At 44.9% G+C, this 25,665-nt stretch carries 17 protein-coding genes; 13 read left to right on the plus strand and 4 right to left on the minus strand.

Going from position 1 to position 25,665, the window contains the following annotated elements:
* The first annotated feature begins 148 nt into the window (after nucleotides 1-148).
* From FBF61_RS21490 to FBF61_RS21505, 4 genes are read left to right on the plus strand one after another with little or no spacing between them, the layout of a single operon-like run.
* Nucleotides 149-1,621 carry a PKD domain-containing protein gene (locus FBF61_RS21490; RefSeq protein ID WP_138481180.1) on the plus strand — a complete coding sequence of 491 codons (1,473 nt, stop codon included), beginning with the start codon at nucleotides 149-151 and terminating at the stop codon, nucleotides 1,619-1,621.
* A gap of 23 nt (nucleotides 1,622-1,644) precedes the next feature.
* Complete coding sequence (locus FBF61_RS21495; RefSeq protein ID WP_138481182.1) at nucleotides 1,645-2,385, plus strand: DUF8737 domain-containing protein; 741 nt, start codon at nucleotides 1,645-1,647, stop codon at nucleotides 2,383-2,385.
* On the plus strand, nucleotides 2,382-2,699 hold the full coding sequence (locus tag FBF61_RS21500; protein ID WP_138481184.1) for a hypothetical protein: 318 nt from the start codon (nucleotides 2,382-2,384) through the stop codon (nucleotides 2,697-2,699). Before FBF61_RS21495 ends, FBF61_RS21500 begins: the two co-directional genes overlap by 4 nt.
* Nucleotides 2,686-3,165: a DUF1772 domain-containing protein gene (locus FBF61_RS21505; RefSeq protein ID WP_138481186.1), complete on the plus strand. Its 480-nt coding sequence runs from the start codon at nucleotides 2,686-2,688 to the stop codon at nucleotides 3,163-3,165. Before FBF61_RS21500 ends, FBF61_RS21505 begins: the two co-directional genes overlap by 14 nt.
* Before the next feature lie 56 nt (nucleotides 3,166-3,221).
* Here the strand turns inward: FBF61_RS21505 and FBF61_RS21510 are convergent, their stop codons facing one another.
* The 3 genes from FBF61_RS21510 to FBF61_RS21520 all read right to left on the minus strand — a co-directional run bounded on the left by FBF61_RS21510 (nucleotide 3,222) and on the right by FBF61_RS21520 (nucleotide 6,005).
* Nucleotides 3,222-3,812 carry a carboxymuconolactone decarboxylase family protein gene (locus FBF61_RS21510; protein WP_138481188.1) on the minus strand — a complete coding sequence of 197 codons (591 nt, stop codon included), beginning with the start codon at nucleotides 3,810-3,812 and terminating at the stop codon, nucleotides 3,222-3,224.
* Nucleotides 3,813-3,927: 115 nt separating this feature from the next.
* The gene (locus FBF61_RS21515; protein WP_138481190.1) at nucleotides 3,928-4,479 is read right to left on the minus strand and encodes a peroxiredoxin; all 552 of its coding nucleotides are present in this window, start codon (nucleotides 4,477-4,479) and stop codon (nucleotides 3,928-3,930) included.
* Between the two features lie 218 nt (nucleotides 4,480-4,697).
* Nucleotides 4,698-6,005, minus strand: a complete 1,308-nt coding sequence (locus tag FBF61_RS21520) for a UDP-N-acetylmuramoyl-tripeptide--D-alanyl-D-alanine ligase (RefSeq protein ID WP_138481192.1) — start codon at nucleotides 6,003-6,005, stop codon at nucleotides 4,698-4,700.
* Between the two features lie 98 nt (nucleotides 6,006-6,103).
* Here FBF61_RS21520 and FBF61_RS21525 point away from each other — a divergent pair, with 98 nt between their 5' ends.
* The 7 genes from FBF61_RS21525 to FBF61_RS21555 all read left to right on the plus strand — a co-directional run bounded on the left by FBF61_RS21525 (nucleotide 6,104) and on the right by FBF61_RS21555 (nucleotide 17,198).
* Nucleotides 6,104-8,350 carry an FG-GAP-like repeat-containing protein gene (locus FBF61_RS21525; protein ID WP_138481194.1) on the plus strand — a complete coding sequence of 749 codons (2,247 nt, stop codon included), beginning with the start codon at nucleotides 6,104-6,106 and terminating at the stop codon, nucleotides 8,348-8,350.
* Nucleotides 8,351-8,432: 82 nt separating this feature from the next.
* Nucleotides 8,433-9,515: an L-rhamnose/proton symporter RhaT gene (gene rhaT, locus FBF61_RS21530; protein ID WP_138481196.1), complete on the plus strand. Its 1,083-nt coding sequence runs from the start codon at nucleotides 8,433-8,435 to the stop codon at nucleotides 9,513-9,515.
* Nucleotides 9,516-9,532: 17 nt separating this feature from the next.
* Nucleotides 9,533-10,765 (plus strand): DUF6786 family protein, encoded by a 1,233-nt coding sequence (locus FBF61_RS21535; RefSeq protein ID WP_138481198.1) that lies wholly within the window; start codon nucleotides 9,533-9,535, stop codon nucleotides 10,763-10,765.
* 26 nt (nucleotides 10,766-10,791) lie between these two features.
* A complete protein-coding gene (locus tag FBF61_RS21540) occupies nucleotides 10,792-14,364 on the plus strand; it encodes a PVC-type heme-binding CxxCH protein (protein WP_138481200.1) in 3,573 nt (1,190 codons plus the stop codon).
* 79 nt (nucleotides 14,365-14,443) lie between these two features.
* Entirely contained in the window at nucleotides 14,444-15,649 is a 1,206-nt protein-coding gene (locus FBF61_RS21545; protein ID WP_138481202.1) for an FG-GAP repeat domain-containing protein, read from the plus strand.
* Nucleotides 15,650-15,668: 19 nt separating this feature from the next.
* Nucleotides 15,669-16,514, plus strand: coding sequence for a sugar phosphate isomerase/epimerase family protein (locus tag FBF61_RS21550; protein ID WP_138481204.1), 846 nt, complete (start codon nucleotides 15,669-15,671; stop codon nucleotides 16,512-16,514).
* Between the two features lie 93 nt (nucleotides 16,515-16,607).
* Nucleotides 16,608-17,198, plus strand: coding sequence for a Uma2 family endonuclease (locus FBF61_RS21555; RefSeq protein WP_138481206.1), 591 nt, complete (start codon nucleotides 16,608-16,610; stop codon nucleotides 17,196-17,198).
* An 80-nt stretch (nucleotides 17,199-17,278) separates the two neighbouring features.
* Here FBF61_RS21555 and FBF61_RS21560 read toward each other — a convergent pair whose 3' ends face one another.
* Nucleotides 17,279-18,805, minus strand: a complete 1,527-nt coding sequence (locus tag FBF61_RS21560) for a malate:quinone oxidoreductase (protein ID WP_138481208.1) — start codon at nucleotides 18,803-18,805, stop codon at nucleotides 17,279-17,281.
* Between the two features lie 443 nt (nucleotides 18,806-19,248).
* Between FBF61_RS21560 and porU2 (FBF61_RS21565) the strand changes: the two genes are divergently transcribed.
* Complete coding sequence (porU2, locus tag FBF61_RS21565; RefSeq protein ID WP_138481210.1) at nucleotides 19,249-22,242, plus strand: putative type IX secretion system sortase PorU2; 2,994 nt, start codon at nucleotides 19,249-19,251, stop codon at nucleotides 22,240-22,242.
* 58 nt (nucleotides 22,243-22,300) lie between these two features.
* A complete protein-coding gene (porU2, locus tag FBF61_RS21570) occupies nucleotides 22,301-25,636 on the plus strand; it encodes a putative type IX secretion system sortase PorU2 (RefSeq protein ID WP_138481212.1) in 3,336 nt (1,111 codons plus the stop codon).
* Nucleotides 25,637-25,665: the final 29 nt, after the last annotated feature.

Consider the following 25,665-nt stretch of genomic DNA (forward strand, 5'->3'; position numbering starts at 1 on the left):
TTCCACTACGATTTTATGCCGTTTGTCGATAATAAAAGTTGTTGATCGACGCCCCCGACCCGGCTGATTACTGCGTAAAAAAAACGGATTAAACTTGCAGCGCCATTTCAAAAATGGAGTTAATCGTTTCATTCATTCAGTGTTAGCCATGTTAAATACGAAAAATTTCCTAGGGAGCGCATTGTTCCTGTCCTTGATTATTATTGCCGGGTGCGAAGACAAACAGCCGGATCCCTCCAACACGCTTACTGCGAAAGCCGGGGACGACCAAAATGTAAATGTCGGAGATAACGTTACCCTGGACGGTAGTACGTCTGTTGATAAGGATAACAAGCCATTCGATTATCGTTGGGCTTTTACCAAAAAACCTGCGGGAAGTACCACCAACCTCAATGCTGCCAGTACCAGCAAGCCTAGTTTTACTCCCGATCTGCCCGGTGAATACGAGGCGGAGCTGACGATTAGTAATGCAAATGGCGAGAGTAAGGACAGAGTTATGATCACGGCTTCCGTTATACAGCCCATTGCACTGGAGGCTGAGATCAAGACAAACCTGGTTTTGGAAGACCGCGTCAATAACCCGGATATTCCCGATTATGTGGCCAACCAGAATGTGCTTGTAAACGCGGAGCTCACTCTCAAACCGGGAGTTGTTATCGCGTTCGCAAGAGACGCCAGGCTGGAAGTAAACGACGGCAAGGGTATTCTGATCGCGAAAGGAGATTCGGCGAAAAGGATCCGTTTCATTGGCAAGGAAACCACCAAAGGTTTCTGGGCAGGGGTGGTTATCCGGTCCGCGAGCAGTGGCAATGTGCTGGATTATGTGGATGTATTGCATACCGGCAGCAAGGCGCTCACTAATGTAACCAAGGCTGGTATGCTTGTTATTGGAGGGTCAAAAGCCCAAATTTCAATCAAGAACAGTCTTTTTGAGAAAAATAACGGCTTTGGGTTGTTCGCGGAACAAGGCGCAGTGTTGGCAGAATTTACCAAAAACATTTTCCGGGAAAATGCCGAGGCGGGAATTTTGCTTAGTGCAGACAACGTTGCCCAGCTGGATATCAATTCGGTTTTTACGGGTGGAAATGGTAGAAATGTGGTGGAGATATTTGCTTCGCAGGTATCAGGCGGGCCAAACAAAGAAGTGGCCTGGAAAGGGTTCAAAGACAAAACTCCCTACCGCGTCCTGGAATCGCTGACCATTGATGCCGGACTTAAACTTTCGCCGGGAGTGGTGATCGAAATGTCGAGGGGCGCGCAGATCTCACTGGATGGTGAAAATTACCTGAATGCCGTCGGAACTACCGAACTGCCTATTGTGATCAAGGGGATTGAAAACACGCCTGCATATTGGCGAGGCCTTATTTGCTTCTCTACCAGCGCGCTGAATGTTTTTGATTATGCAGAAATCACAGGCGGGGGAAGTACTGCTCTTGTTTCAGGCAAGAAAACCAACATTGCTGTTTATGGAAGCAATGCAGTCATGCAAATCAAAAATTCGAAGATCAACAATAGCGGCGGTTACGGGATTTTTGTCAATTACCAGGCGCGTATCAATAATGATGTCGAAACGGTGAATACGTTTACGGGAAATGTGGATGGCAAACTGTTAAAGGAATAGCAAAGCAATCTTTCAATATCATTATGGAAGACATCACATTTTACATCAGTATCATTTTCGGACTGATCGTGTTTCTCTCGGTGTTCACTTTCTACAAGGGGGTAAATAGTTCAAAGGGGTTTTTGATACTCACACTCGGCTGGATTTTCCTGCAGACTGGTATTTCGATTTCGGGGTTTTACGAAGGTACAAACGTCTTCCCGCTCAGAGTTGCTGTCCTGGTACTTCCTCCTGTATCATTTATGTTATGGCTTTTTTTCTCCGCACGCGGAAAATCATTGCTGGATAACGTCAATATCCACATGCTAATCGTGATACACGTGGTCAGGGTACCAATTGAACTGGTTATTTACGGGCTTTTTATCTGCAAGGCATTACCGCACGAAATGACAGTGGGAGGGGGAAATCCCGATATTATTGCGGGCCTGACCGTTCCGGTAGTTTATTACCTGGGGATAATGAGCGGCAAAATCCGGTGGAAAATGCTGGTGGTCTGGAATCTGGTATGTTTCGGCTTGCTATTGAACATGGTTCTGAAATCAGTACTGGCGGCGCCGTTTTTCTCTCAGGAAATTGCTTTTGGGCAGCCCAATACCGCAATGCTTCATTTTCCTTTCGTGCTGCTTCCGGGCGTCATCATCCCGATTTTGCTCTGGGCACATCTTGCAGTAATCAGAAACCTGGTAAAAGCATACTGGCATGAGCCTAAACATAGCCCGTATACAGCTAAGCGTGTAATAAAAAACGAAAATTGTACATCATGAAAATGTATAAAAATGCATTCATGGTACTCATCATGGCCTTGAATGTCCAGGCCATGGAAGCTGTTCAGCGCAGTTCAGCCCGGCAGCCTTATCCCGATTCTGGGTTTTGGACCACAGAACTACTGACAGAAGAAAAAGCCACGATTGTAAGGTATTATGCCAATAGTATCAGTCTCATTTCGGAAACCAGGGAGCCGCGGATTCTTGATATCACAAAACTTCCGGTAAGAAAATATCTGAACAAAAAACTGGCCGAAGAATTGTCAAAGGACACGACCAACGCAACCAAAATTCGCCTCTATGAAATCCGTTGAACTAACGTTTACAATAAGAATTGCAGGAATGTTATTGTACTTCCTGATCGCGGCGCAGGGTGCTTTTTATCTTTTTGGCTTCGGAAAGGCGCTTTACAATGTACCCTCAGAAAACTTTATCGATCTGCGAAAAGCAGTGGACCCTGTGATGAGAGGCAGGTTTAAGGTGGTTTGCCTGTCTGCGTTGGCCGTTGTTTTTACGTGGCTGGTAATGGCAGATAAGTCGGGTGGGATCATGTCGTACGGGTGCGTGTTGGGAGCTTTCCTGTTGCTGCTCGCCGATATGGTGCTGATCGTCAAATTCAGCGAGCCTCTCAACGCAACGATCAATGGCAACATTCTGGAATCAAATGAAAGCCTTAAAGAACTGAGGCATCAATGGCTGAAATTCATATCGATTCGCGGAAGCTTGTCCGTCACAGGATTTGTACTGCTCCTGATCGATATGATATGGAAAGCTGGTTAACAATAGGTTATAATCGTTCAGACTTGCCAGACCTTCAAGGTCTGGCAAGTCTTTTTTTATACAAGAACAGTAAAGCTCTTGAAAACAGCGCCGACTCTAACGGCATCGAAGATACGTGCTTGTGTTCCGCCATGGTTCAGTACAGATTGTTCGTGTGAAGTCACACACATTTCACAACCGTTGAGTGCCGAAACAACGAGGCTCAGCAATTCAAAAAACTCCTTGCCTAGAACAGGGTTTACCATAATGCTCATCTTGATACCTGCAGGTGCCGTATCATAAAATTCCTTGTGCATAAAGTGCCTGAAACGGTAAAATACATTGTTGGCGTTCATCAGGGAAACGCAGGCAGTCACTTCAGCAATTTCTTTTTCGTCAGCGCCTTCGGCCACGGCAAGCTCTTCGATGGCTGAGATCAAAGCTGCGTTCTTCTCGTTGACGGCAACTGACAGAGCGATCAGAAGTGCTTCCTTACGGTTGAGGTTTTGTGACTTAAGAACATTGCCAAGATTGATTTTCAGGTCTTTCAAATAGCGGTGGTCGAGCGCCGCCAGTTTGTTGATCAGCACACTTTCAAAGTCTGCCGGCAAGTTGTTTTCTTTATACAGGGACTCTTTCGTGTTCCCTGTTGCTGCAAATGGATACATATCGGATTGTTATTTTGGCAGAACGTGTCGTTTGAGGGAAAAATAAAAGCAGTTCACAGCCCGGCGTGCGACACCGCTGACTGCCTGGTGTGAACTGCTTCTTATTCAGCGTTAATTATGCAAGTGTAGCTTCGCCTTTTTGCCAGTTGCATGGGCAAAGTTCGTCAGTCTGAAGAGCATCCAGTACGCGTAGAACCTCAGGAACGTTACGACCCACTGAAAGGTCGTTAACGCTAACCCAACGTACGATCCCTTGCGGATCAACGATGTAAGTTACACGGTAAGCGATTTTTTCGTTTGCTTCAAGGATACCCAGATCTTCTGCAAGTGATTTTGAAGTATCAGCCAGCATAGGGAAAGTAAGGTCACGAAGATCATCGTGGTTTTTACGCCATGCAAGGTGAACAAACTCACTGTCTGTAGATGCGCCGATGAGGATAGCGTCGCGGTCAGCGAAGTCTTCGTTATGTTTGTTGAACTCAGCAATTTCAGTAGGGCATACAAAAGTAAAATCTTTTGGCCACCAGAACATGACCATCCATTTGCCGGCATTTTTGTGATCTTCTGAGGTAATATCGTAGAATTCATTTCCTTTTTCAAGAGAAACAACTGATGTTTTTTTGAATTCGGGGAAAGTCGATCCCACGGAGAGAAGCCTATTAGCCATGATTATTCGTTGTTTATAAATTGTACTTTATTATGTCACAAATTTACAACCACAAAGGTATCGAAGGCAAGGTTAGCGCTGGTACTTTCCATGGAAAGACTTGTTTTAATCAAATGAATTTGTTTTTATATATACAAAACAAGATGTTATCGATATTTTCAATAATAGTATAAATTTGGGCAATATAATTATATTAATAATTAAGGTAATTATAAAAGCTAGCCCGGCATGACGCTTAATACTGTTTCCAGCGCCATACCCCGCGAGCCTTTGATCAGAATACTTGTATTTTCCTGCGGATTATCCATTACCCAGTTATGGAGCGAAAATTTGTCCGGGAAATAGTATGCTTTGGGTAAAGCGGGCAAAGCATGCTGCATGAGTTTGCCGGATAAAATCACGATATCGAACTTTTCAGAAGCGATTTGTTTGCCGAGCGCCAGGTGTTCCTCGGGTGCAGCATCTCCCAGTTCAAACATATCGCCCAGGATCAGCATTTTCCGGGGCGCATCGAGCCGGGCGAAGTTGGTAATAGCCGCCGCCATCGAAGAAGGATTAGCATTATAGGCGTCCATGATGACGGTATTGGTTCCTTTGCGCACGATCTGCGAACGGTTGTTGTCAGGCTGATAGCTGGCCACGGCCTCATTCGCATCTTCATCCGCCACATCGAAATGCTTGCCAACAGCCAGGGCTGCGCATATATTATCGAAGTTATATTGTCCGGGTAGGTGCGTAGTTACAGTTTTGCCGTTGTTGGCTTTAAAAATCACAAAAGGACTTTCCTTCACCAACACCGGATTGACGGGGCTGTTTTCGGAACAATAAAAAACGATATCTCCAAAAGCGCGTCGCTTGCTCACCATTTCCATCGTTACATCGTTTTGTGCATTCACGAAAACGGTACCTTTCTTTTTGGACAGGAAATCAAACAATTCGCCTTTTCCTTTGACGATACCTGCAATTCCCCCGAAACCTTCCAGGTGTGCTTTGCCGATATTCGTGATCAGTCCGTGCGTAGGCTGCGCGATGCTGCTCAGCAGGGCAATTTCTTCCTGATGGTTTGCGCCCATTTCGATCACCGCCATTTCATGCTTTGCGGTATCCACAGAAAGGATTGTCAGCGGTACGCCGATGTGGTTGTTAAGATTTCCCTGTGTAGCGTATGTATTGTATTTCATCGACAACACTTTGGCGATCAATTCCTTCGTGGTCGTCTTGCCGTTGGAGCCGGTCAGTGCGATCACGGGGAAAGTGAAGGTTTTACGGTGATGTCTGGCCAGATCCTGCAATGCGGCCAGTACGTTTTCGACGAGTAAAAACCTGCTGTCGGCAACCACTTCGGCATCGTCCACTACGGCATAAGCAGCGCCTTTTTCCAGTGCTTCCGCAGCATACTTATTGCCGTCAAAATTATCTCCCTTTAATGCGAAAAAAATGCACCCAGGCGTGATTTTACGGGTGTCGGTGCAGATTTTGGCACCTGTAAGATATATATCGTAAAGCGTAGTTGTGGGCGTAAACATGAAATCTTCGGTCGTTATAAAATTATAGAGTTTTATTTCGTTAGGCTTAAGAGCCATACCTTGCACGTCCAACAAAATTAACGGAATATTCTCCAACGATGAGAACAAAATATACCTCCTGCCTTTTCATTTTATTATATACGACAATACTTTTTCAAAGCCGGGCGCAGCAAGCCTGGTTTAAATTGGATACAATTGCGGGTGTAACTTCAAAGGGCGTGAAGTTGGTCAACCCCTGGGCCGGCGGGCTGAATTCTTCCCAATTTTTGAAAATGCACCTGAATGGGGACGATACTGAAGATCTGGTCATTTACGACAGGACCAATAGTAAGATTACCACTTTGGTCGCTGCGGCTGATCCTGCTAATCCGGGTAAAATGGTTTTCGTACATGCCCCAGCCTACGAGTCTGTTTTTCCGCACGCTGATAACTGGATGATCCTGGCCGACTATAATGGCGACGGTCTCAAAGATCTTTTCACCAGCACACCGCTCGGAGTAACGGTTTACCAGCAGGTCAAAACCGGAAATTCCTGGTCGTTTGTGCTGAAACAGGAAGTGTTATATACAAAAGGTTTTTCGGGAAATATAAACTTGCAGGTATCAGGAACGGACATTCCGGGTATTGTGGATGTGGACGACGACGGCGATCTTGACTTGCTGGCTTTCGATTTTTCAGGAACGTTTATTGAGCTTCACCAGAACCTGAGTATGGAAAAATTCGGTGTGCCGGATAGTCTTGGAACTCAGGCAAACCCTGTTTTCCAGAGAAACGGGGACTGCTGGGGAAATTTCAATAAAGGTGAGGGCGAAGGTTTTGTGTTTGGTATCGGCTGTGGTGTGGTGGATAATTCAGGAAACCGGGTGATGCATGCGGGTAACTCTATTCTCCTGCATGACCTGAACGGAGACGGGAAAAAAGACCTGTTGGCCGGGCATATCAGCAATGAACATATCTCTTTCCTAACCAATTCCGAGAGCGGGCTGATCGGAAATTTTACCAGTTATACCAATACTTACCCTACCGCGGATCCGGTTTCCATGCATATTTTCCCGGCGGCTTTTATGGAGGACGTCGATTTCGATGGAGTGAAGGATCTGCTGATCACACCGACCATTCCATCCAATGATCTGAATATGACGGATTTCAAGTCGGCTGCCTGGTTGTATCACAATGCCGGAACAGACACTCAGACCGACTTCAAACTGGTGCAAAAGAATTTTTTGCAAGATCAGATGATCGATGTAGGCGAAAATGCGGCGCCTGCTCTTTTTGATGTGGATGGTGACGGGGATCTGGATATGATCGTTGGGACAGGAGGAGTACCGGGCACGGGCGGTTTCAAAGGCAGTCTGTGGTATCTCAAAAATACGGGTACTCCCAACGGGCCCGTTTTTAATGTTGAAACCGAGAATTACCTCAATCTGTCAGGCTCATTGGCATTATATAACATCAAACCGCAATGGGCGGATTTCAACGGCGACGGTGTTTTGGACCTGGGTTTTGCAGGTACTTCTACCACCGGCCTGAAACTTGAATACCGCTACATACCCAACAAAGCCGCCCCCGGCGCACCGGCTCAGCTGAACATAGCCGATGCTGTAACGATTACGCTGCCCGCCGAGCTGCAGGCTGGTGATTCTCCCTATTTCTATGACGGCGATGGGGACGGCGATCTGGATTTGCTGGCGGGAAGGGTATTGGGGAATATTAACTATTACATCAATACCGGGGTAAACAAACAATATACATTCAGTCTGGAAACCGATGCATTTGCCGGTGTTTCCGTCAGTTTTGAAGGTCGGTTACCTCAGTTTTCAGTTGCCGATTTTGATCTGGACGGCCGCCCCGACTTGCTCACTGGTGACCAGACTGGCACCATCCGTATATTCCATAGTGCGGACTGGGGCAAGTGGACTGAAAGAGAAAGCTTGCTGGTTTCTGTCAATGCAAAAGCATCGGCACCGGTTTTCGGTACATACCTTGCGCCAACTGCCGGAGATTACAATGGAGATCAAAAACCGGATATCTTGATCGGGAGCAATGCAGGCGGGTTACGGTTACTGAGCAACATATTGCCCGTTACCGTCACGGGTACCGAGCCGGTTGCTGATAACATTGTTAAGGTTTATCCCAATCCCGCGGCTGACTATCTGAAAGTCCTTTCCACAAAAAGCGGTTCGCTGAGAATATTGAATTCAAGCGGCCGGATTTTAGCCCACGATATCAATCTCCGGGCAAACGTTGAGCGGGAAATCCCGACATTGAAATGGCCTTCCGGATTGTATTTGCTGGAATTCGAGAATGCAACCACCAAGTTTGTCAAGAAGATTGTAGTGCGTTAAGCAGGCGGGGTTTAGGGTCATAACTGCGAGTAGATACACTGCTTCTGCTCTTTAAATGTTATTCCCTAAAACCAAATTTTTCATGCAAGCTCTTCTTGGCGTAATTTTTCATTTCATTGGTGGTTTTGCTTCCGGCAGTTTTTATATCCCTTACAAACAAGTTAAAGGCTGGGCCTGGGAATCCTACTGGATCGTTGGCGGCCTTTTTTCCTGGCTGATCGTCCCCCCGCTCGCAGCCTACCTTACCATTCCCGGATTTACAGAAATCATAGCCCATACCAACGGCGGAATACTGTTTCTCACTTATTTTTTCGGCGTTTTGTGGGGTATCGGCGGCCTTACCTACGGATTGGGCGTGAGGTATCTGGGTGTTTCGCTGGGAAGTTCGATCATACTGGGTCTTTGTTCGGTTTTTGGTGCGCTGATCCCATCAGTATATTATCAGTTCAATCCCGTAGCGGGAAAAGACTCCATTTCGGATCTTTTCAATAACAGCTGGGGGCAAATGGTTCTGCTTGGGTTGCTTGTTTGTGTGATCGGGATTATTATCTGCGGAAAGGCAGGTGCCATGAAAGATAATGATCTCAAAAAAAGCGGCTATATCGCCGATGATAAAACAGAATTCAAGATCGGTCTCGGACTGACGGTTTCGATCATTTCGGGTATCCTGAGTGCGTGTTTTGCATTCGGGATCGATGCCGGGAAAGTGATGGCAGAAGAAGCCAACGAAGTCTGGAAAGCTGCCAATCCGGGCCAGGGGGAGTTTTTGTTCCAAAATAATGTAACCTATGTGGTGATCCTTTTGGGCGGACTAACTACCAATTTTATCTGGTGTATGCTCCTGAATGCACGTAATAAAACCTTCCACAACTATACCGACTCCGCCACACCCCTTCTTTCTAACTATATCTTTTCGGCCCTGGCAGGTACTACCTGGTTCCTTCAGTTCTTTTTCTATGGAATGGGGGAAAGCAAGCTGGGCAACGGACCGAGTTCATGGATCCTGCACATGGCGTTCATTATTCTTGTTGCCAACTCCTGGGGACTTATCCTGAAAGAATGGAAGGGTATTACCAAAAAGACGTTAACGACCATCATTACCGGTATTCTGGTGATTGTTCTGTCGGTTTTGATTGTAGGTTATGGTAATTATTTACGTGAATAAAGTAATCCAATAAGTTCATGTTAAAAATAACTTCAAACCTGGTACTTTTTATGGCGGCTGCCTTGCTGGCAGGATGCGCGAAAAAGACAGACAGCGATCAAAGCAAAGTGGAAAATACAACGGAGAAAAAAGGGACTTTCGGTTACGATCTGGCCTTTTTGAAAAAACACAAAGAAGTAATCGTGCTCACAGCACCGGACGATGAAAAGTCAAAGGCCATAGTAGTAGCCGATTATCAGGGCAGGGTAATGACCAGTACTGCGGACGGAGAGGCGGGAAACAGCTACGGCTGGATCAATTACGAGCTGATCGGCAGCGGAGAAAACAAGCCGCATATCAATGCTTTCGGTGGTGAGGACAGGTTCTGGCTGTCGCCGGAAGGCGGGCAGTTTTCGGTTTATTTTAAAAGAGGGCAAAAGTTCGATTTTGAAAACTGGCAAACTCCAGCTGTGATCGATTCCGAACCTTATGAAGTCGTTTCTTCGGATCAGCATTCGGTTCTTTTCAAAAAAAATGCAGTTCTGGAGAACCACTCCGGTACCCGCCTTGAATTTGGCATTGACAGAAAAGTTTCGATGCTGAGCAAGTCGGATGTGAGCAGGCTGCTGTCGGTTTCTTCATTTGAAAACATTAAAATCACCGCCTACGAATCCGAAAATACGTTAACCAATCATGGAGCCGACTGGAAAAAGGAAACTGGGGCAGTTGGAGTGTGGATATTGGGAATGTTCACGCCCGGTGAAAAAACGACCATTATAGCACCGTTTTCCAAAGAACAATCAGAGAAACCTGCTTTGACGGACAACTATTTCGGGAGCATTCCGGCAGAACGTCTGACTATCAGAGACAGCGCAGTTTTCCTCAAAGCAGATGGGAAATTCAGGAGCAAAATCGGGCTGGCGCCCCAGTCGGCCAGGCCGGTAGCCGGAAGCTACGACGCCGAAAAGCAGATCCTCACCATTATACAATACGATCTGGACACAAAAGGGGATTACCTTAAATCCACCTGGGAGCTTCACAAAGAACCTTACAAAGGCGATGCACTGAATGCATATAATGATGGTCCGCTGGACGACGGGTCACAAATGGGGCCGTTTTACGAGCTGGAATCGAATTCTTCGGTAAAGCTTTTGAAAAAGAACGAAAAGCTGACGCATGTTCACCGTACCTACCATTTTGAAGGCGAAAAAGGCAGTCTCAATAACATTGCAAAACAGATATTGGGCGTAGCTATTGACCAAATTCCCTGAATCCTAAACTGGCGAATTTTACTGAAATGATGAAATTTTTGAAACTGAAACAGCATGCAGTTTTCATTGCGGCGGCCTCTATCGTTGTGGCGCAAAGTTGCAGCAGCCCGAAAAATAAGACTGCCCGGCAGGCGACGGTTACTCAGGCTGCTTCGCCGGCACCTGCGGATATTTATGCAGAGCATATCAGGACCAGTAAATTTCAGACACCTGAGGAAGAACGGTTATCTTTTCAATTGCCTCCCGGATTTGAAATAACCCTTTTTGCGTCCGAACCCGACATTACCAAACCGATGAATATGGAGTTTGATGACCGGGGAAGATTGTGGGTGACCCAGTCTTCAGAATATCCGATGGCGGCGGGGACCGGCAACGGGACGGACAGGATCACGATCCTGGAAGATAAAAACGGGGACGGGAAAGCGGATACCTTTACAAATTTTGATAATAATCTCAATATCCCGATCGGTGTCATGCCGGTTTCGGACGGGGCTATCGCATATAGCATTCCCAATCTTTATTATCTGAAAGACACCGACCAGGACGGAAAAGCGGATAGCAAAAATGTGCTGCTAGGTCCTTTCGGCTCCAAAGACACGCATGGCATGGTGAACAATATCATGCGCGGATATGATGGCTGGCTGCATGTCTGCCATGGTTTTTCCAATACGTCGGCGGTTGCCGGAACGGACGGGGATTCTATCAAAATGGTGTCAGGCAATACATTCAGGGTAAAAATGGATGGTAGTCGTGTGGAGCAGACTACTTTCGGGCGGGTCAATCCGTTTGGCTATGCTTATGATGAGCGGGGATATTTGTATTCTGTGGACTGCCACACCAAGCCGATCACCCAGTTGATCTTTGGGGGCGACTATCCGCATTTTGGTAAAAAAGCACCTGCCGGACTCGGTTTTGCTCCTGAGATGATGAGCTACGAATTGGGCTCTACTGCACTGGCGGGGCTGGTGTACTACACCGGTACCCAATTTCCTGAAAAATACAGAAAAAGCTTTTTCACCGGTGACGTGGTAACCTGCCGCATCGACCGCAATACTATGAGCTACAAAGGAACAACTCCGGTTTCAAAAAAAGAAGAGCCTTTTTTGATCAGCAAAGATCCCTGGTTTAGACCGGTGGACGTAAAGCTTGGCCCCGACGGTGCACTTTATATTGCCGATTTTTACAACCGGATCATCGGGCATTACGAAGTGGCGCTCAATCATCCTGGCAGGGACCGGCTGAGCGGCAGAATTTGGAAAATAACATATAAAGGAGACGAGCCCCATCAAAATATGCCAATTACCGATTGGTCGAAAGCTACTATTGAGCAACTTCTTGAGGGCTTGAAACATCCTCAGCTCAATACCCGGCTGAAAGTAGCGGACCGTTTGGTCGATACCTGGAAAAGCAAGGCCGGTGATCCTGTTAAGGCACTTTTGAGCTCAACACAAACGGATCAGGTTTCTTACGTTCACGGACTTTGGGTATTGCACCGGTTAAGTGTGTTGGACGATGCAATGCTCGGCAAAGCGCTGAACCACGGAAATGCTGTCATCAGGCAACATGCCTATCGGATACTTTCGGAAAAAGGATCGCTTTCGGAATTGCATCACAAGCTGGTATTGGCGGCATTGTCAGGTGATGACCCATTTTTGCAGCGCACCTCAGCCGAAATCCTGACAAGGTTTCCAAGAATCGAAAATCTTGCAGGGTTAATGGATCTGTATGAAAAAACAGGGGAGGAGGATAGTCATTTAAAATATACTGCTTTGCTTGGCGTACGGAACAACCTTCGGGATAAAAGTGTCATGTGGCGGGTTCCGGGTCTGAAATGGAGTGAGGGTCAGCTGGCTTTGATGACCAAGGCGATGCTAGATGTTCCCAATGCTCAGGCAGCAGCTTTTGTGTTGGATTACACGCTGACACATGAGCTGGCTCCCAAAATACTGGTGAACAATCTGGAATATATTGGCAGGTATGTTTCGCCTTATCAGCTGGAAAAAGCCATTGATCTGATCAACAGGAAGTTTGAAAATGATCCGGAGACGCAGCTTTCTCTGTATAAAACCATTCAGGCCGGTGTAAAGCAAAGTGGCGCGGAGCCTGGACAAAAAATGAAGGATTGGGGAGAGAGCCTTGCTACACATTTTTTGGGCAATATCACTGAAAATACCGATACCTGGAAAAACAGGCCGATGGTAAGGACCGGCGAGCAGGTGAACCCCTGGGAAGTCTCCGACAAATTCCTGACAGAAATTATGCCGCCATTCAGGATCATTATGAGCTTGAAAAACGGTAATCTGGCTAAAGGTACGTTGTATTCGGTTCCTTTTAAATTGCCTGGAACGTTGAAAATGAATGTTTTTGATAATGACATTAATAATACAACATTGAAAACGGGCTTGTCGAAAAATGCCGTTCGCATACGTCTCGCCGACGGCGGAAAGATAATCGGAGAATACAGGGCCAGTCAGACGGAACCGACTCAGGTCAAAGACCTGATCAAAAATGCATCCTTTAACCTGAGCGGTTATGAGCGGCAGATGGGCTATATCGAGGCTGTCGACAGTTCCCAAACCGGATCAGTTGGTATTGGCAAATTCGAACCGGCCGTTCTGGAGATTCCGGCGAAGGGGCCGGCTGTGTTATTGGAGCAACGTGCACTCGCGGCAGAGATAGCGGGAGAATACAAAATCAAGTCGCTTGAACCGGCATTGAAACAGATAGTAAGAGCTCCGTGGATGGATTATCAGGTCAGGAGTGCCGCAGCCGGGGCACTGATGAATCTGGATCCCAAAGCGAATGTGCAGGTATTGGCCGAGGTATTCGGTGACCCGGCAGAAATCCCGGTGCTGCGCGAAAAGCTGGCAGTTTCTATGGGTCAGGCGCCTTCAGCGTCAGTTTATGAGATGCTGAAAAAACAGCTGGCGGGAGGTGCGAGGAATCTTCAGGTAGTGATTGCAACGGTTTTATCAAATACTACGGACGGAATCGCCTATTTGTTAAATGCCTTCAAAGACGAAGAAGCAAATCCTGATATCGCCAACGAAATTCCAGTTAAAGAAAGGCTGGCTATCCATTCAAATTCTGAGCAGCAAACGAAACTGGAGGGGTTCCTGGCCAGCGGGGCAAACGAAAGAGAGGAGCGGCAAAAACTGGTCGACGCCAGGATTGAGGCTTTCAAACCATCCGGAGGCACGACGGAGGCAGGAAGGGCGGTTTTTGTCCAAAATTGCAGTTCTTGCCACCAGATCCAGGGCTCAGGCGGGATGATCGGCCCGCAGTTGGATGGAATAGGAAATTGGGGACATAAGGCACTAACCCAAAAAATACTCGATCCAAACAGGAATATAACGGAGGCTTTCCGGACTTATAACATTACCTTGACCAACGATAAAACCCTGACGGGCCTATATCGGAGAACGGAGGGGGCTGCCATGGTCTTCGCTGATCTGACCGGACAGGAGTTTTCGGTAGCCAAGAATGAAATGAAGGAGTATCGGGCATCAAAATATACTGTTATGCCCGATCAGTTCAGAGATATCATTCCGGAAAAGGATTTTTATGCTTTACTGGATTATTTGCTGGGGATAAAATGAGTTAGTGTTCCGGTCACAAAATGTAAAAGATAAAATTGCGTTTCAAAACGTACAACAAGTTGCTAAATCCTTATAAATAATGATGAATTTTAAAAAACAACTCAAATGGCTGTTCCTGATACAGATCGCGTTTTTGGTAACGACGGTAACACAGGCACAGACTAAAAAGAAGGCGGGAAGGGAAGTTTCGTTCACCAAAAAAGAACTCACCAAAAAATTCATTGCAGAGGGAGCCGCAATGGGCGATGTAAATAAGGACGGGAAAAAAGATGTGCTGGCTGGCGCATACTGGTTCGAAGCACCCGACTGGAAAGCACATGAATTGGCCAAGCCTGATTCTTTCATTGTGAACGGAAGTTACAGCGATTCTTTTCTTGATTTTGCTATGGATGTAAACCAGGACGGTTGGATTGATCTGATCCGGATCGACTGGCCGGGAAAGGCGGCTGCCTGGCATGAGAATCCGAAAGGAAAGGAGGGGCACTGGCCTATGCACATCATTCATTCGTCGGTCGGGAATGAATCACCACTGCTTGTTGATATCGACGGTGATGGGCGGCTGGATCTTTTATGCAATGACCCGACGGCCAAAAAGGTGATCTGGCTGAAAAGCCCTTCTAAAAAAGGTGATACTGTCTGGGAAAAGTACATTATCAGCAATGACGAAAAAAATGCGACGCATATGTATACGCACGGCCTGGGATACGGGGATATTAATGGGGACGGACGAAAAGATGTTGTGGTGAAAAATGGCTGGTGGGAAGGTCCTGCTGAGGGCCCTGCCAAACGTGCGAAAGATAGAGACTGGGTTTTTCATGCTGCCGACCTGGGGCAGGATTGTTCGCAGATGTATGTATTGGATTTAAATGGTGATAAACTGAACGATGTAATCAGTGCCTCGGCTCATAACTATGGTATCTGGTGGCATGAACAGGGTAAAGATGCTCAGGGAAATACTACCTGGACACATCATGAAATCGACAAGTCGTTTTCGCAGACCCACGGCCTGGCATTGAAAGATATAAACGGTGACGGAAACCTTGACCTTGTTACTGGAAAGCGCTATTTTGCCCACAACGGTAACGATCCTGGCGAATTTGAGCCTGCGCTTATTTGTTGGTTCGAATACAAACCGGGTAAAACACCCACCTGGGTAAAGCATGATATTGATACGGATTCAGGAGTGGGGCTGCATGTGACAGTGGAGGATATTAACAATGACGGCCTGCTTGACATAGTGACGGGCAACAAGAAAGGCGTAAGGATATTTACCCAAAAGAAATAGCCGCTTAAAATCCATCCGGATGAACTTTGGCATCAACACATATTTGTTTTCGTCGCCTTTCACCAATGAAAGCGTCAAGTTCTTTCCGAAATTCAAAGAATGGGGATTTGACTTTGTCGAAATAGCACTGGAAGAGCCTGAACTGATTGATCCCGTGTTGATCAGAAAAGCACTGGATGCCAATGCACTCGAATGTCGTTCCGTTTGCGCTGCAACCGGCCCCGGGCGGGATCTTCGTGGGAACCGTAAGGAGCAGGTAACTTCTATCGAATACATTCAGAAGTTAATCGACTTTGCCCCGGTTTTGGGCAGTAAGCTTGTTGCCGGCCCCATATATTCTTCCGTGGGGAGGGCAGATCTGGTTCCTGAGGAAAAATACAAAAAACAGTGGAAACTGGTGGTGAAAAATTTGCAGTTACTGACAGCCTATGCTCAGGAGCATGATGTAAAACTGGCCATCGAGCCACTGAACCGGTACGAAACGGATTTTATCAATACCTGTGAACAGGCCATGCAGCTGATCCATGACGTCGGCAGCGACGCGTTGGTGGTACATCTGGATTCCTTTCACATGAATCTGGAAGAAAAAGATCCGGCTTTGGCAATTCAAAAAGCCGGTGAAAAGCTCGGGTTATTACATGCATCAGGAAGTGACCGGGGTACGCCGGGTGGTGATCAGATCAATTGGGACAGAATTTTTGCGGCTCTTGATCACATTAATTACCAGGGTGATATTGTGATTGAATCCTTCACGCCAGATGTAAAGGTTATTGCCAAAGCCGCGTCGATCTGGAGACAGATCGAGCCTTCCAAGGAGGCCATCGCTATTGACGGGCTGAAATTTTTGAGGTCAGTAGCCTTTTGATAATTGAAGGTAGGGAGTCTTTATCTTATGATGCTAAATGAAATTATCTTGGCCATAATTTCGGTAATATTGTATAAACGAATGGTTTAAGCTATGATCGACACACTTGAACAGCTGGATTTTGCCAAACAATATACTTATGCCGATTACCTCAAATGGCAGGTTAAGGAACGTTTGGAACTCATCAAGGGCTATATATACAAAATGTCGCCGGCACCTTCCCGCCGGCATCAGGCTATTGTGTGGAACTTGAATGGAATTATCTGGAGTTTTTTAAAAAATCAGCCCTGCCAGGCTTACGCTGCACCTTTCGATGTGCGTTTGCCGATAAAAGATAAAAAAAGCAATCAAGAAATAACCACAGTTTTGCAGCCGGATATTTGTGTGATTTGTGATATTTCAAAGCTGGATGATAAAGGCTGTGTTGGCGCACCTGATCTTGTGATCGAGGTACTTTCGCCAGAAAATTCCGACAAGGAAATGAAACAGAAATATAATGCTTACGAAGAAAGTGGCGTGAAAGAATATTGGATGGTATATTCCGACTTCGAACATGTATTGATTTTCGCATTGGATGAATCCGGGAAATTTGTGGGACAGCATCCGAAAATTAAGGGAGATTTATTAAAATCAGTGGTCTTCCCTGAACTCGCTATTGATCTGAGAGAAGTGTTCTTGGAGTAGCGATATTATTAAATGATGAACAAAAAAAGTCCCGGACTCAACACCCGGGACTTTGTATTATATATTTTATCAAACAACGATCAAAAAGGAATTTCTTCTTCCAGTCTGGATGCACCTAATTGCAAAACTTCAGTTGTTCGGGCGCGGGTCTTGGCTGCAAGCTTAGCATCCTTTGCCAGTGACTGGCCAAAAGAAGGGATCATATTCCTGAATTCCGTCTGCCATTCTTCTGATTTAGCATCTTTGAAACATTTGTGGATCAGGTCGATCATGATTGAAACCGAAGTAGATGCTCCTGGTGACGCTCCTAACAACGCAGCCAGAGATCCGTCTGCGGCAGTGACCATCTCGGTACCAAATTCCAGCACACCGCCTACTTTCTTGTCTTTTTTAATCACCTGTACGCGCTGACCGGCAGTTTCCAGATCCCAATCTTCGAGCCGAGCTTCGGGAAGATAATCTTTCAAAGCAAGAATACGGTCCTCCGGAGATTGTCTTACCTGATCGATAAGGTACTTGGTCAGCGGCATATTGTGAATACCTGCCGCGAGCATTGGTTTGATATTATTCAGCTTGATGGATAACGGCAAATCCATATACGAACCGTTTTTAAGGAATTTGGTTGAAAATCCTGCGTACGGGCCGAACAGCAAAGCTTTTTGACCATCAATCAACCGTGTATCGAGATGAGGAACGGACATCGGAGGCGAGCCAACGGAAGCTTTTCCATATACCTTTGCCTGATGTTTTTCCACAATTTCTGGGTTATTGCAGACGAGCCACTGCCCGCTCACAGGAAATCCGCCGAAACCTTTGCCTTCGGGAATGCCGGACTTTTCCAAAAGTGGTAAAGAACCGCCTCCCGCTCCGATGAACACAAATTTGGTTTGTACCTTGTGTATTTTTTTTGAGCCTCTGTCTTTTACTTCCAGTATCCAGGATCCATCTTTTTTACGCTCAAAATCATCCACCTCATGATTTAGAAAAAGATGGACGCCGGCCTGTTCTTCGAGGTGGTTAAACATAGACCTGGTCAAAGCACCAAAATTGACGTCTGTACCCAGTTCCATTTTTGTAGCGGCCACTCTTTCGTTCGGGTCGCGTCCTTCCATCACCAAAGGGATCCAGCTGCTGATTTCATCTTTGTCCTCAGTATATTCCATACCATCGAACAAATGATGACTTGTGAGCGCTTCGAAACGTTTTCTGAGGTATTCAGCATTTTCTTCTCCCCATACAAAGCTCATATGCGGGATATGATGGATAAATGAATCTGGCGAATCAATGATTTCATTTTCAACCAGGTATGCCCAGAACTCTTTGGAAATCTCAAAGGACTCGGCAATTTTAACAGCTTTGGAGTAATCTATTGAGCCGTCGGGTAACTGAGGCGTATAGTTAAGCTCGCAAAAGGCAGAATGTCCTGTTCCCGCGTTATTCCATGCGTCGGAGCTTTCAGCAGTGATCCGGTCGAGACGCTCAAAAATGGAAATTGTAACTGAAGGATTTAATTTTTTAAGCAAAACTCCCAGAGTCGCACTCATAATACCTGCCCCTATCAAAACTACATCGGGGTAGATTGTTTTTGAAGAATTTATGGTATTCATCGGAGAAAATATATTGTTTGATCGGGCGCCTTGGCCCGGAAAAGTACAAAAGGCAACTACATAACAACGGTTTGAGAGCCAATTGTTTCGAAAATAGTATAATTTTAAAAATAAAGTTACCCCCGGTTATAACTTCTTTTTTAGGATCAATTAAAACTTAATTAGTTGCAAAAATCGGAATTAGCATGCGTGTAGGACGCGCTTCGCATAAAACTGCAGTCGGGGAGGTCCTGATTCCATAAAGTGAAGACACTAAGGAAGTAGCGGCAAATATTCTTGTTGAACTAATATTTGCCCACACGAAAAGTTCTCGTAAATTTATGTTTCGGATAACTTTTACTCAGATTTGACTTTATACGATAATTTTTGAAGCCTGGTGACTTTTCACAGTATTAAGCGTCAATATCATCTAACACAAAAAGGTAACACATCAACAGTCGACAATGGAAAACAAATTTTACTTTAAGCACACTGGAACTATGAGAATTTTTAAAATTGTATCCCTTTTCTTCGTTTTAGTTTTAAATGAATCTTTTGCCCAGAAGTGGAGCGGTGTAAATGGAAATGAATGGTTGGCTGGAAAATATGGTCAGCAGTGGGTTCGAATAGGTGTTACAGCGGCCGGAATTCACAAAGTGGATGTTAATAATCTCCCCCAGGCATTCAAGGATGCTGACAAAAACAGGCTGGAACTTTATCACCGCGGAAAGCAAGTCAGTATTATCAAAGCAGATGCGAGCGAAATTCTTTTCTACGGAATTCCCAACGACGGGTCTTCGGATCAGCTGCTTTACAGGCTGCCTACTTCGAGGAAGAATCCGCACTATAGTCACTATTCTGATGAAAGTGCTTATTTCTTAACTATCAATCCCACAATCAATGGCAACCGTGCCGTTACCCCGGTCGTAGTTAATAATCCGTCGGCCGTGCAGGCTCTGTTTCACATTAAGACGGATTTGAAGAAGTATGTTAATGAATATTCGCATTCGACAGTATATTTTTATAAACCTGCTACCTTAAATAGTTACCTCGAGGAAGGGAAGCAAGGGACAGGAACTTCACTTTATGGACAATTCTTGAATGGGAATATTCAGACTTCCAACCCGAAATCTCAGCTAGACCCAGGTGATCCCTATCAACCTGTACCTTTTTCTTTTCAGGTGAAAGTTCCGTACGGGAGCGCACCTAAAAAAGTCAATGTTCACATTAAAGCGAGATTGGGTGCCTCTACTGCGGAAATATATGTTGGCAAAGACGCTACAAACTTACGTTCTGTCGGAACACTTCCTGTTACGAATTTTAATGACTATGACTATGCTTTCGATTTACAGAACGATGACTTTGATGGTAACGGAGGTACACTAGGTTTCAAATCGACGAAAACCGGCGCAGATGGAAGTGCATTTTGCGTATCATATTTTACTGTGGAGTACGAGCAAAATACTGATATGCAAAATCTTAACACGTATCTGTTTAGTTTTCCTGCAGTTTCTTCAGGGACCCAATCTAAGATTGCCATTTCAAATGCCCCTGCGGACGTAAAAGTTTATGATGTTTCAGATCCGGATGTACCTCGTATCATCTCTAGTACTCCTGGTGATTTTGCTGTTGATAGGAACAGTGAAAAGTTAACGCTGCTTGCAACAAAGGAGACAATCAGTATTAATCCAGTAAAAATTGAGTCTATAAATTTTCAGGATATTTCTCCGGCATCGTACGATTACCTCATTGTTTGCAGCGGATCTTTAAATTCGTCGTCTAATACGTATGCTAATTATAGGCAGTTGACGTCTCCCGGGAAAAAGTATAAACCCATTGTCAAAAATATCAAGGACATATATAATCAGTTTAATTATGGAGAGCCGAGTCCGGTTGCGATACGGAGATTTGTGGATTTCATGATCTCGGACAACAATAAGGACAAATATTTGCTCTTAATTGGTAAGTCAGTTACATACTTTGAACGAGCCGTGAGAGAATTACCTGATGAGGTTCCAACCATTGGGTTTCCTGGGTCGGACTTGCTATTGGTAGATGGATTACGTGGCACTCAGGACGATGTTCCGGCGATTCCAGTTGGCAGGATCGCTGCCATATCAGATCAGCAGGTTTTAGATTACCTAGCGAAGATTATTAAGTATGAAAGTCAGACTGATGTATCCTGGCGCAAGAATGTTCTTCATATGAACGGGGGAAAAAGTCCGGCAGAAGTTTCAGAATTCGCGGGGTATCTTTCAGCAATCTCGGGAACGGTGACAAATAGTCCTTTTTCAGGGAAGGTAGTGCCGAAAATTAAAACAATTGCCGCCGATGTTACCGAGGAAGTTTCATTGTCACCAGAGCTGAATGGAACGGCGCAGGGGATCAGTGGACTTGGGATGATATCGTATTTCGGACATGGAAGTTTAAATGAAACTGACTACAACGCGGGACACGTAATGAATCCGGCAAAGGGGTATAATAATCCCAATAATTTTCCTGTTCTGTTTTACAATGGTTGTGGAGTAAATAACGTTTTTAGCGGACGTCAGGCTCTTTTTGGAGCACCTAGTCTCGTGCGACCGATGTCCTTGGACTGGCTTCTGGCCCCTGGCAAAGGTGCAATAATTGTGATGGGTAATTCCTGGGATGCTTATGCAAGTAATTCGAACGAATATCTCGACAGGCTCTACCCGTTGCTGTTTTCTGTTCCAGATATACAGCGTAAGCCGATTGGCAATATTCTTCAAGACGTAGCACAGCAAATGAAAACTGCCAAAGGATATTCTTATAGTGGCGCTAATAACGGAAGGATAGCTGCATATTATGATAAGGACAGGGCCAATATTCATCAAGTTCTCTTACAGGGCGATCCGGCTTTGAAAATATTGTTGTCTGAATCGTCGCTTCCGGTAGAACTGATGTCTATTGAGGCTATTAATGAGCCGGGTCGTGTGAAATTAATTTGGAAAACGGCAGTTGAAAAAAATAATGGTCGGTTTGAAGTTGAAAGGAGCTACAATGCAAGGAATTTCGAGAAAATAGGGGTTGTTGAGGGAAATGGAACAGTCACTACGGAAAGCAATTATTTTTTTTATGACATAAATCCTCTGTCGGGAACCAGTTATTATCGTTTGAAACAATTTGACACAAATGTAAATCCGGATGGCACAGTGGTCGATGGAAGTTTCACTAACTCCATAATAGTGTCTGTAAATAGGGGGCAATCGAATCTACTGACGGCATCTCCTAATCCAACTACAGATTTTGTTGAATTGTCATTGGATGCTCCGGTTCAAATAAAAAAATGGGATTTGTATGACGTCAAGGGAAGATTGAGAAAGCAGAATCAGCTGGGAGTCCGAGTTTATCTTTCAGACTTGGAAAGTGGCGAGTACATCGTTAAAATTACGACTGATAACGGCGACGTTTTCAATAAAAAAGTTGTGAAGAAATAACTGCCTCGAAGGGCGCGGGTATAGAAATTTGCCCGCGTTCTTTGCTAACACTATAAACATGAAAAATATATTATCCCGGACTATAGCTATTTGCACAATAGTGACTTTAGGCATAGCAAAAATTCCTATTGCTTATTCTCAGGTGCAACCGGCTAATAGCTGGATAGAGTACGAACAATCTTATGTAAAAATAGGAGTCGTTCAAAAGGGAGTCCATAAGATACAATTTTCTGCTCTTCCAGGGAATTTTGCCACAGGTCTGAAGGATAATATTCAGCTTTGGCGAAGGGGAAAGCAAGTAGCGATATTGAATATCGACAATGAGGGGATCCTGTTTTATGGAGTACCCAACGATGGCTCTAGCGATTCGATTTTGTATAGACCTCACAGCGCAAGAATAAATCCATATTGGAGTTTTTTTTCTGATGAGAGCTCTTATTTTTTAACTATTGGGAAGTCCGCGGGGCTGCGGTCGGTGCAAATCACCAAACCAGTTGATACAGGTTTGCAATCCACGCTTTATCACCGTGCCAGCTCAGTAACCGTTTTGAAGGATGAATATTCGCTCAGCACTCTCACTTACCTCAGTCCATCACTAATAAATAGTTTCTTTGAAATAGGCGCAAGTAGGACGGGGAAAATTATTGTACAAGGTAAACCAATCAACATTGCCTTTCAATTGACAAATAGGGTATCGACAGATCTATCGAGGCCATCTATAAAGCTCATGGTTCATGGCAGAAGTCCGGGCATTCGGAATGTCGAAGTTTATGTTGGCAAAAGCGCCGCTTCATTAAGGTTAGTAAAATCAATTAGTAGTCAGGGGTTTTCAGGTGTTGATTATTCTTTCAATCTGGACGAAGGAGACTTTGACACTGTCACTAACAGTGGAGTATTGAGTGTAAAATCCGTCAGCAGTGATGTGAATGATGCTTTTTCAATAGCTTACTACTCCATTTCTTACCCTCAGAATTTTGATCTTGAGGGTAAGAGTTTGGCTGAATTGCAATTGGAGGGCACGAATGACCAATATTCAAAAATTAGTCTGACTAACGCGGATTCTAAGGTTCGTGTTTTGGATATTACTGATCCAGATCGTGCCTCAATTGTTATTGGATCATTGAACGCCTTGATGGTGCCGCGCATTGCAGGGAAAGAACTAAAACTATTTGTAAGCAGTGAAGTTGTGACGGTACCAACTGCAAAAGTGACAAATCTGCCTCCTTTCGCTAAATACCCGACATCGCCTAATTTCATTATTGTTACCAGCGAGAATCTTCTCACAGGAGCCAATGAATACGCTTCGTATCGTTCGTCCGTCCACGGGGGTGAACACAAGACCCTGGTGGCAAATATTAAGGATATATATAATCAATTTAATTATGGGGAGCCTAGCCCGGTTGCGATCAGGAGATTTATGGAACATATTCTTGCCGCAGGCACAGAGGGCAAATACTTATTTTTGATTGGGAAGTCTATTACGCTGAACGAAAGAATGGTTAGAGAGCTTCCTGATGAAGTACCTTCAATTGGTTATCCTGGGTCAGACATCCTGTTAGTAGAAGGATTAGCAGGTGCTCCACGAGATGTGCCGGCGGTGCCAGTGGGCAGACTTACGGCGGTTAGTAATAAAAATATTTCTGATTACTTACAAAAAGTAAAGGAATACGAAAATAGTTTGTCTGGGGATTATAGCTGGAGAAAGAAAGTACTTCATCTAAACGGCGGAAAATCAGTGTCCGAAATAACCCAGTTAAAAAATATATTGTCAGCACTTACACCAACGGTTGAAAATGGATTGGTAGGTGGTGAGGTCAAGGCCTTTGTAAAGCAGCAAGCGATAGCGGAAGTAGAAAAGGTGGTAATTGCTCCGGAAGTTAATAACGGCGTTGGGTTGATAACTTATTTTGGTCACGGTTCACTCACTGTAACAGATCTTGATATGGGTTATGTGACAGACGCGAGCAGAGGTTATAATACGAACAAAATGTACCCTGTTATGTACTTTACCGGGTGCGGTGTCGGAAATGTTTTTAGTGGACGATACAACACCAACCTATCAGCGGGTGATAAGTACGCACTGTCTTTAGATTGGCTTTTGACGCCAAACAAAGGTGCAGTTTCCATCATCGCAAACTCATACAATAGTTTTGTAACGCCGGCATCCAGATATTTGAAAGAGTTGTATAACAACATATTTACAGATCCTAACACATCAAATTTGCCAATCGGCGATATACAGTCGGCAGTTGCAAGGAAAATCATATCTGAGGATGCGAATGTATTCAACGTGTCAAATGTTCATCAATCTGTTTTGCAGGGAGATCCAGCACTAAAAGTAATTTCGATGCCGCTCCCCGATTATGCAATAGACCGTGATGCCGGCATCAAAATTGTCTCAGAATCTCCTGATAAGACCATCGGACAATCAACTACGTTATCAGTGAAGATTTACCTTCAAAACTTCGGGAGGTATAACAAGTCTGAAAGTATTCCAATTGAACTGAGTGTTTCCTATGGGGGGGCATCCGAAATCAGCACACATAATGTTACTGGTTTTGCCCAACGGGACACGCTTTCAATCTCATTGCCTAATGAGAGAAAGATTAGCAAAATACAGGTGAGAATTGACCCTAAGAAAACAAAAGTTGAGTTAAGCGATAATAACAATAGTGCTGAATTGTTTGTTGACTGGGAGGTAGCTAAGAATGAAACCATATATCCGGAAGGAATAGTAGAAGATCTTATTGCGCCAGCAATTGATGTTTGGTTTAACAACAGAATGATCAGAAACGGTGAGGGGGTTGGTGTCAATCCGAATATTCAGATCGTTTTAACGGACGACCGTTTTTTAACCGTAGATACCACAAACGTATCTGTTTTTTTGAGATCCTGTCCTGACAATAGCTGTGATTTCAAGCGTATCAATTACTCTGATGGTACTTTGAAAATAACTTCGACAACGGACAAATCAGCTGTGCTAAACTGTAATTCTGAAATTCTCGCTACGCCTGGAAGTTATGAATTGCTGGTGACCGGTAGTGATCATGTGGGAAATACTTCTGCGAATCCTTATACCATAAGTTTTCAGATTGTTTCAGAGGTGACAAATCCGCTAAAAGTTATCGTCAGTCCTAATCCTGCTACTACTTATGTCAGATTTGAGACGGAGGCCACAGAACTGCAAACTTATGACTACATCGAAATGCTGGTATATAATAAGAACAGCGTGTTGATAGACAGCAAACGAATAAACTCGCCCGGCCCAGGAATCAAGGAATGGTATTGGACACCCCATTTTTTACCCGGGGGTATTTACTATTATAAAGTTAACTTTTTTAAGGGGGATAATTTAGAAAATCACATTACCGGTAAAATAGCATTGATTCGATAGCAATGAGTTGAGGGGTAGCTAGTAAAAAA

The organism is Dyadobacter bucti (assembly GCF_005869225.1).
GTDB lineage: Bacteria > Bacteroidota > Bacteroidia > Cytophagales > Spirosomataceae > Dyadobacter > Dyadobacter bucti.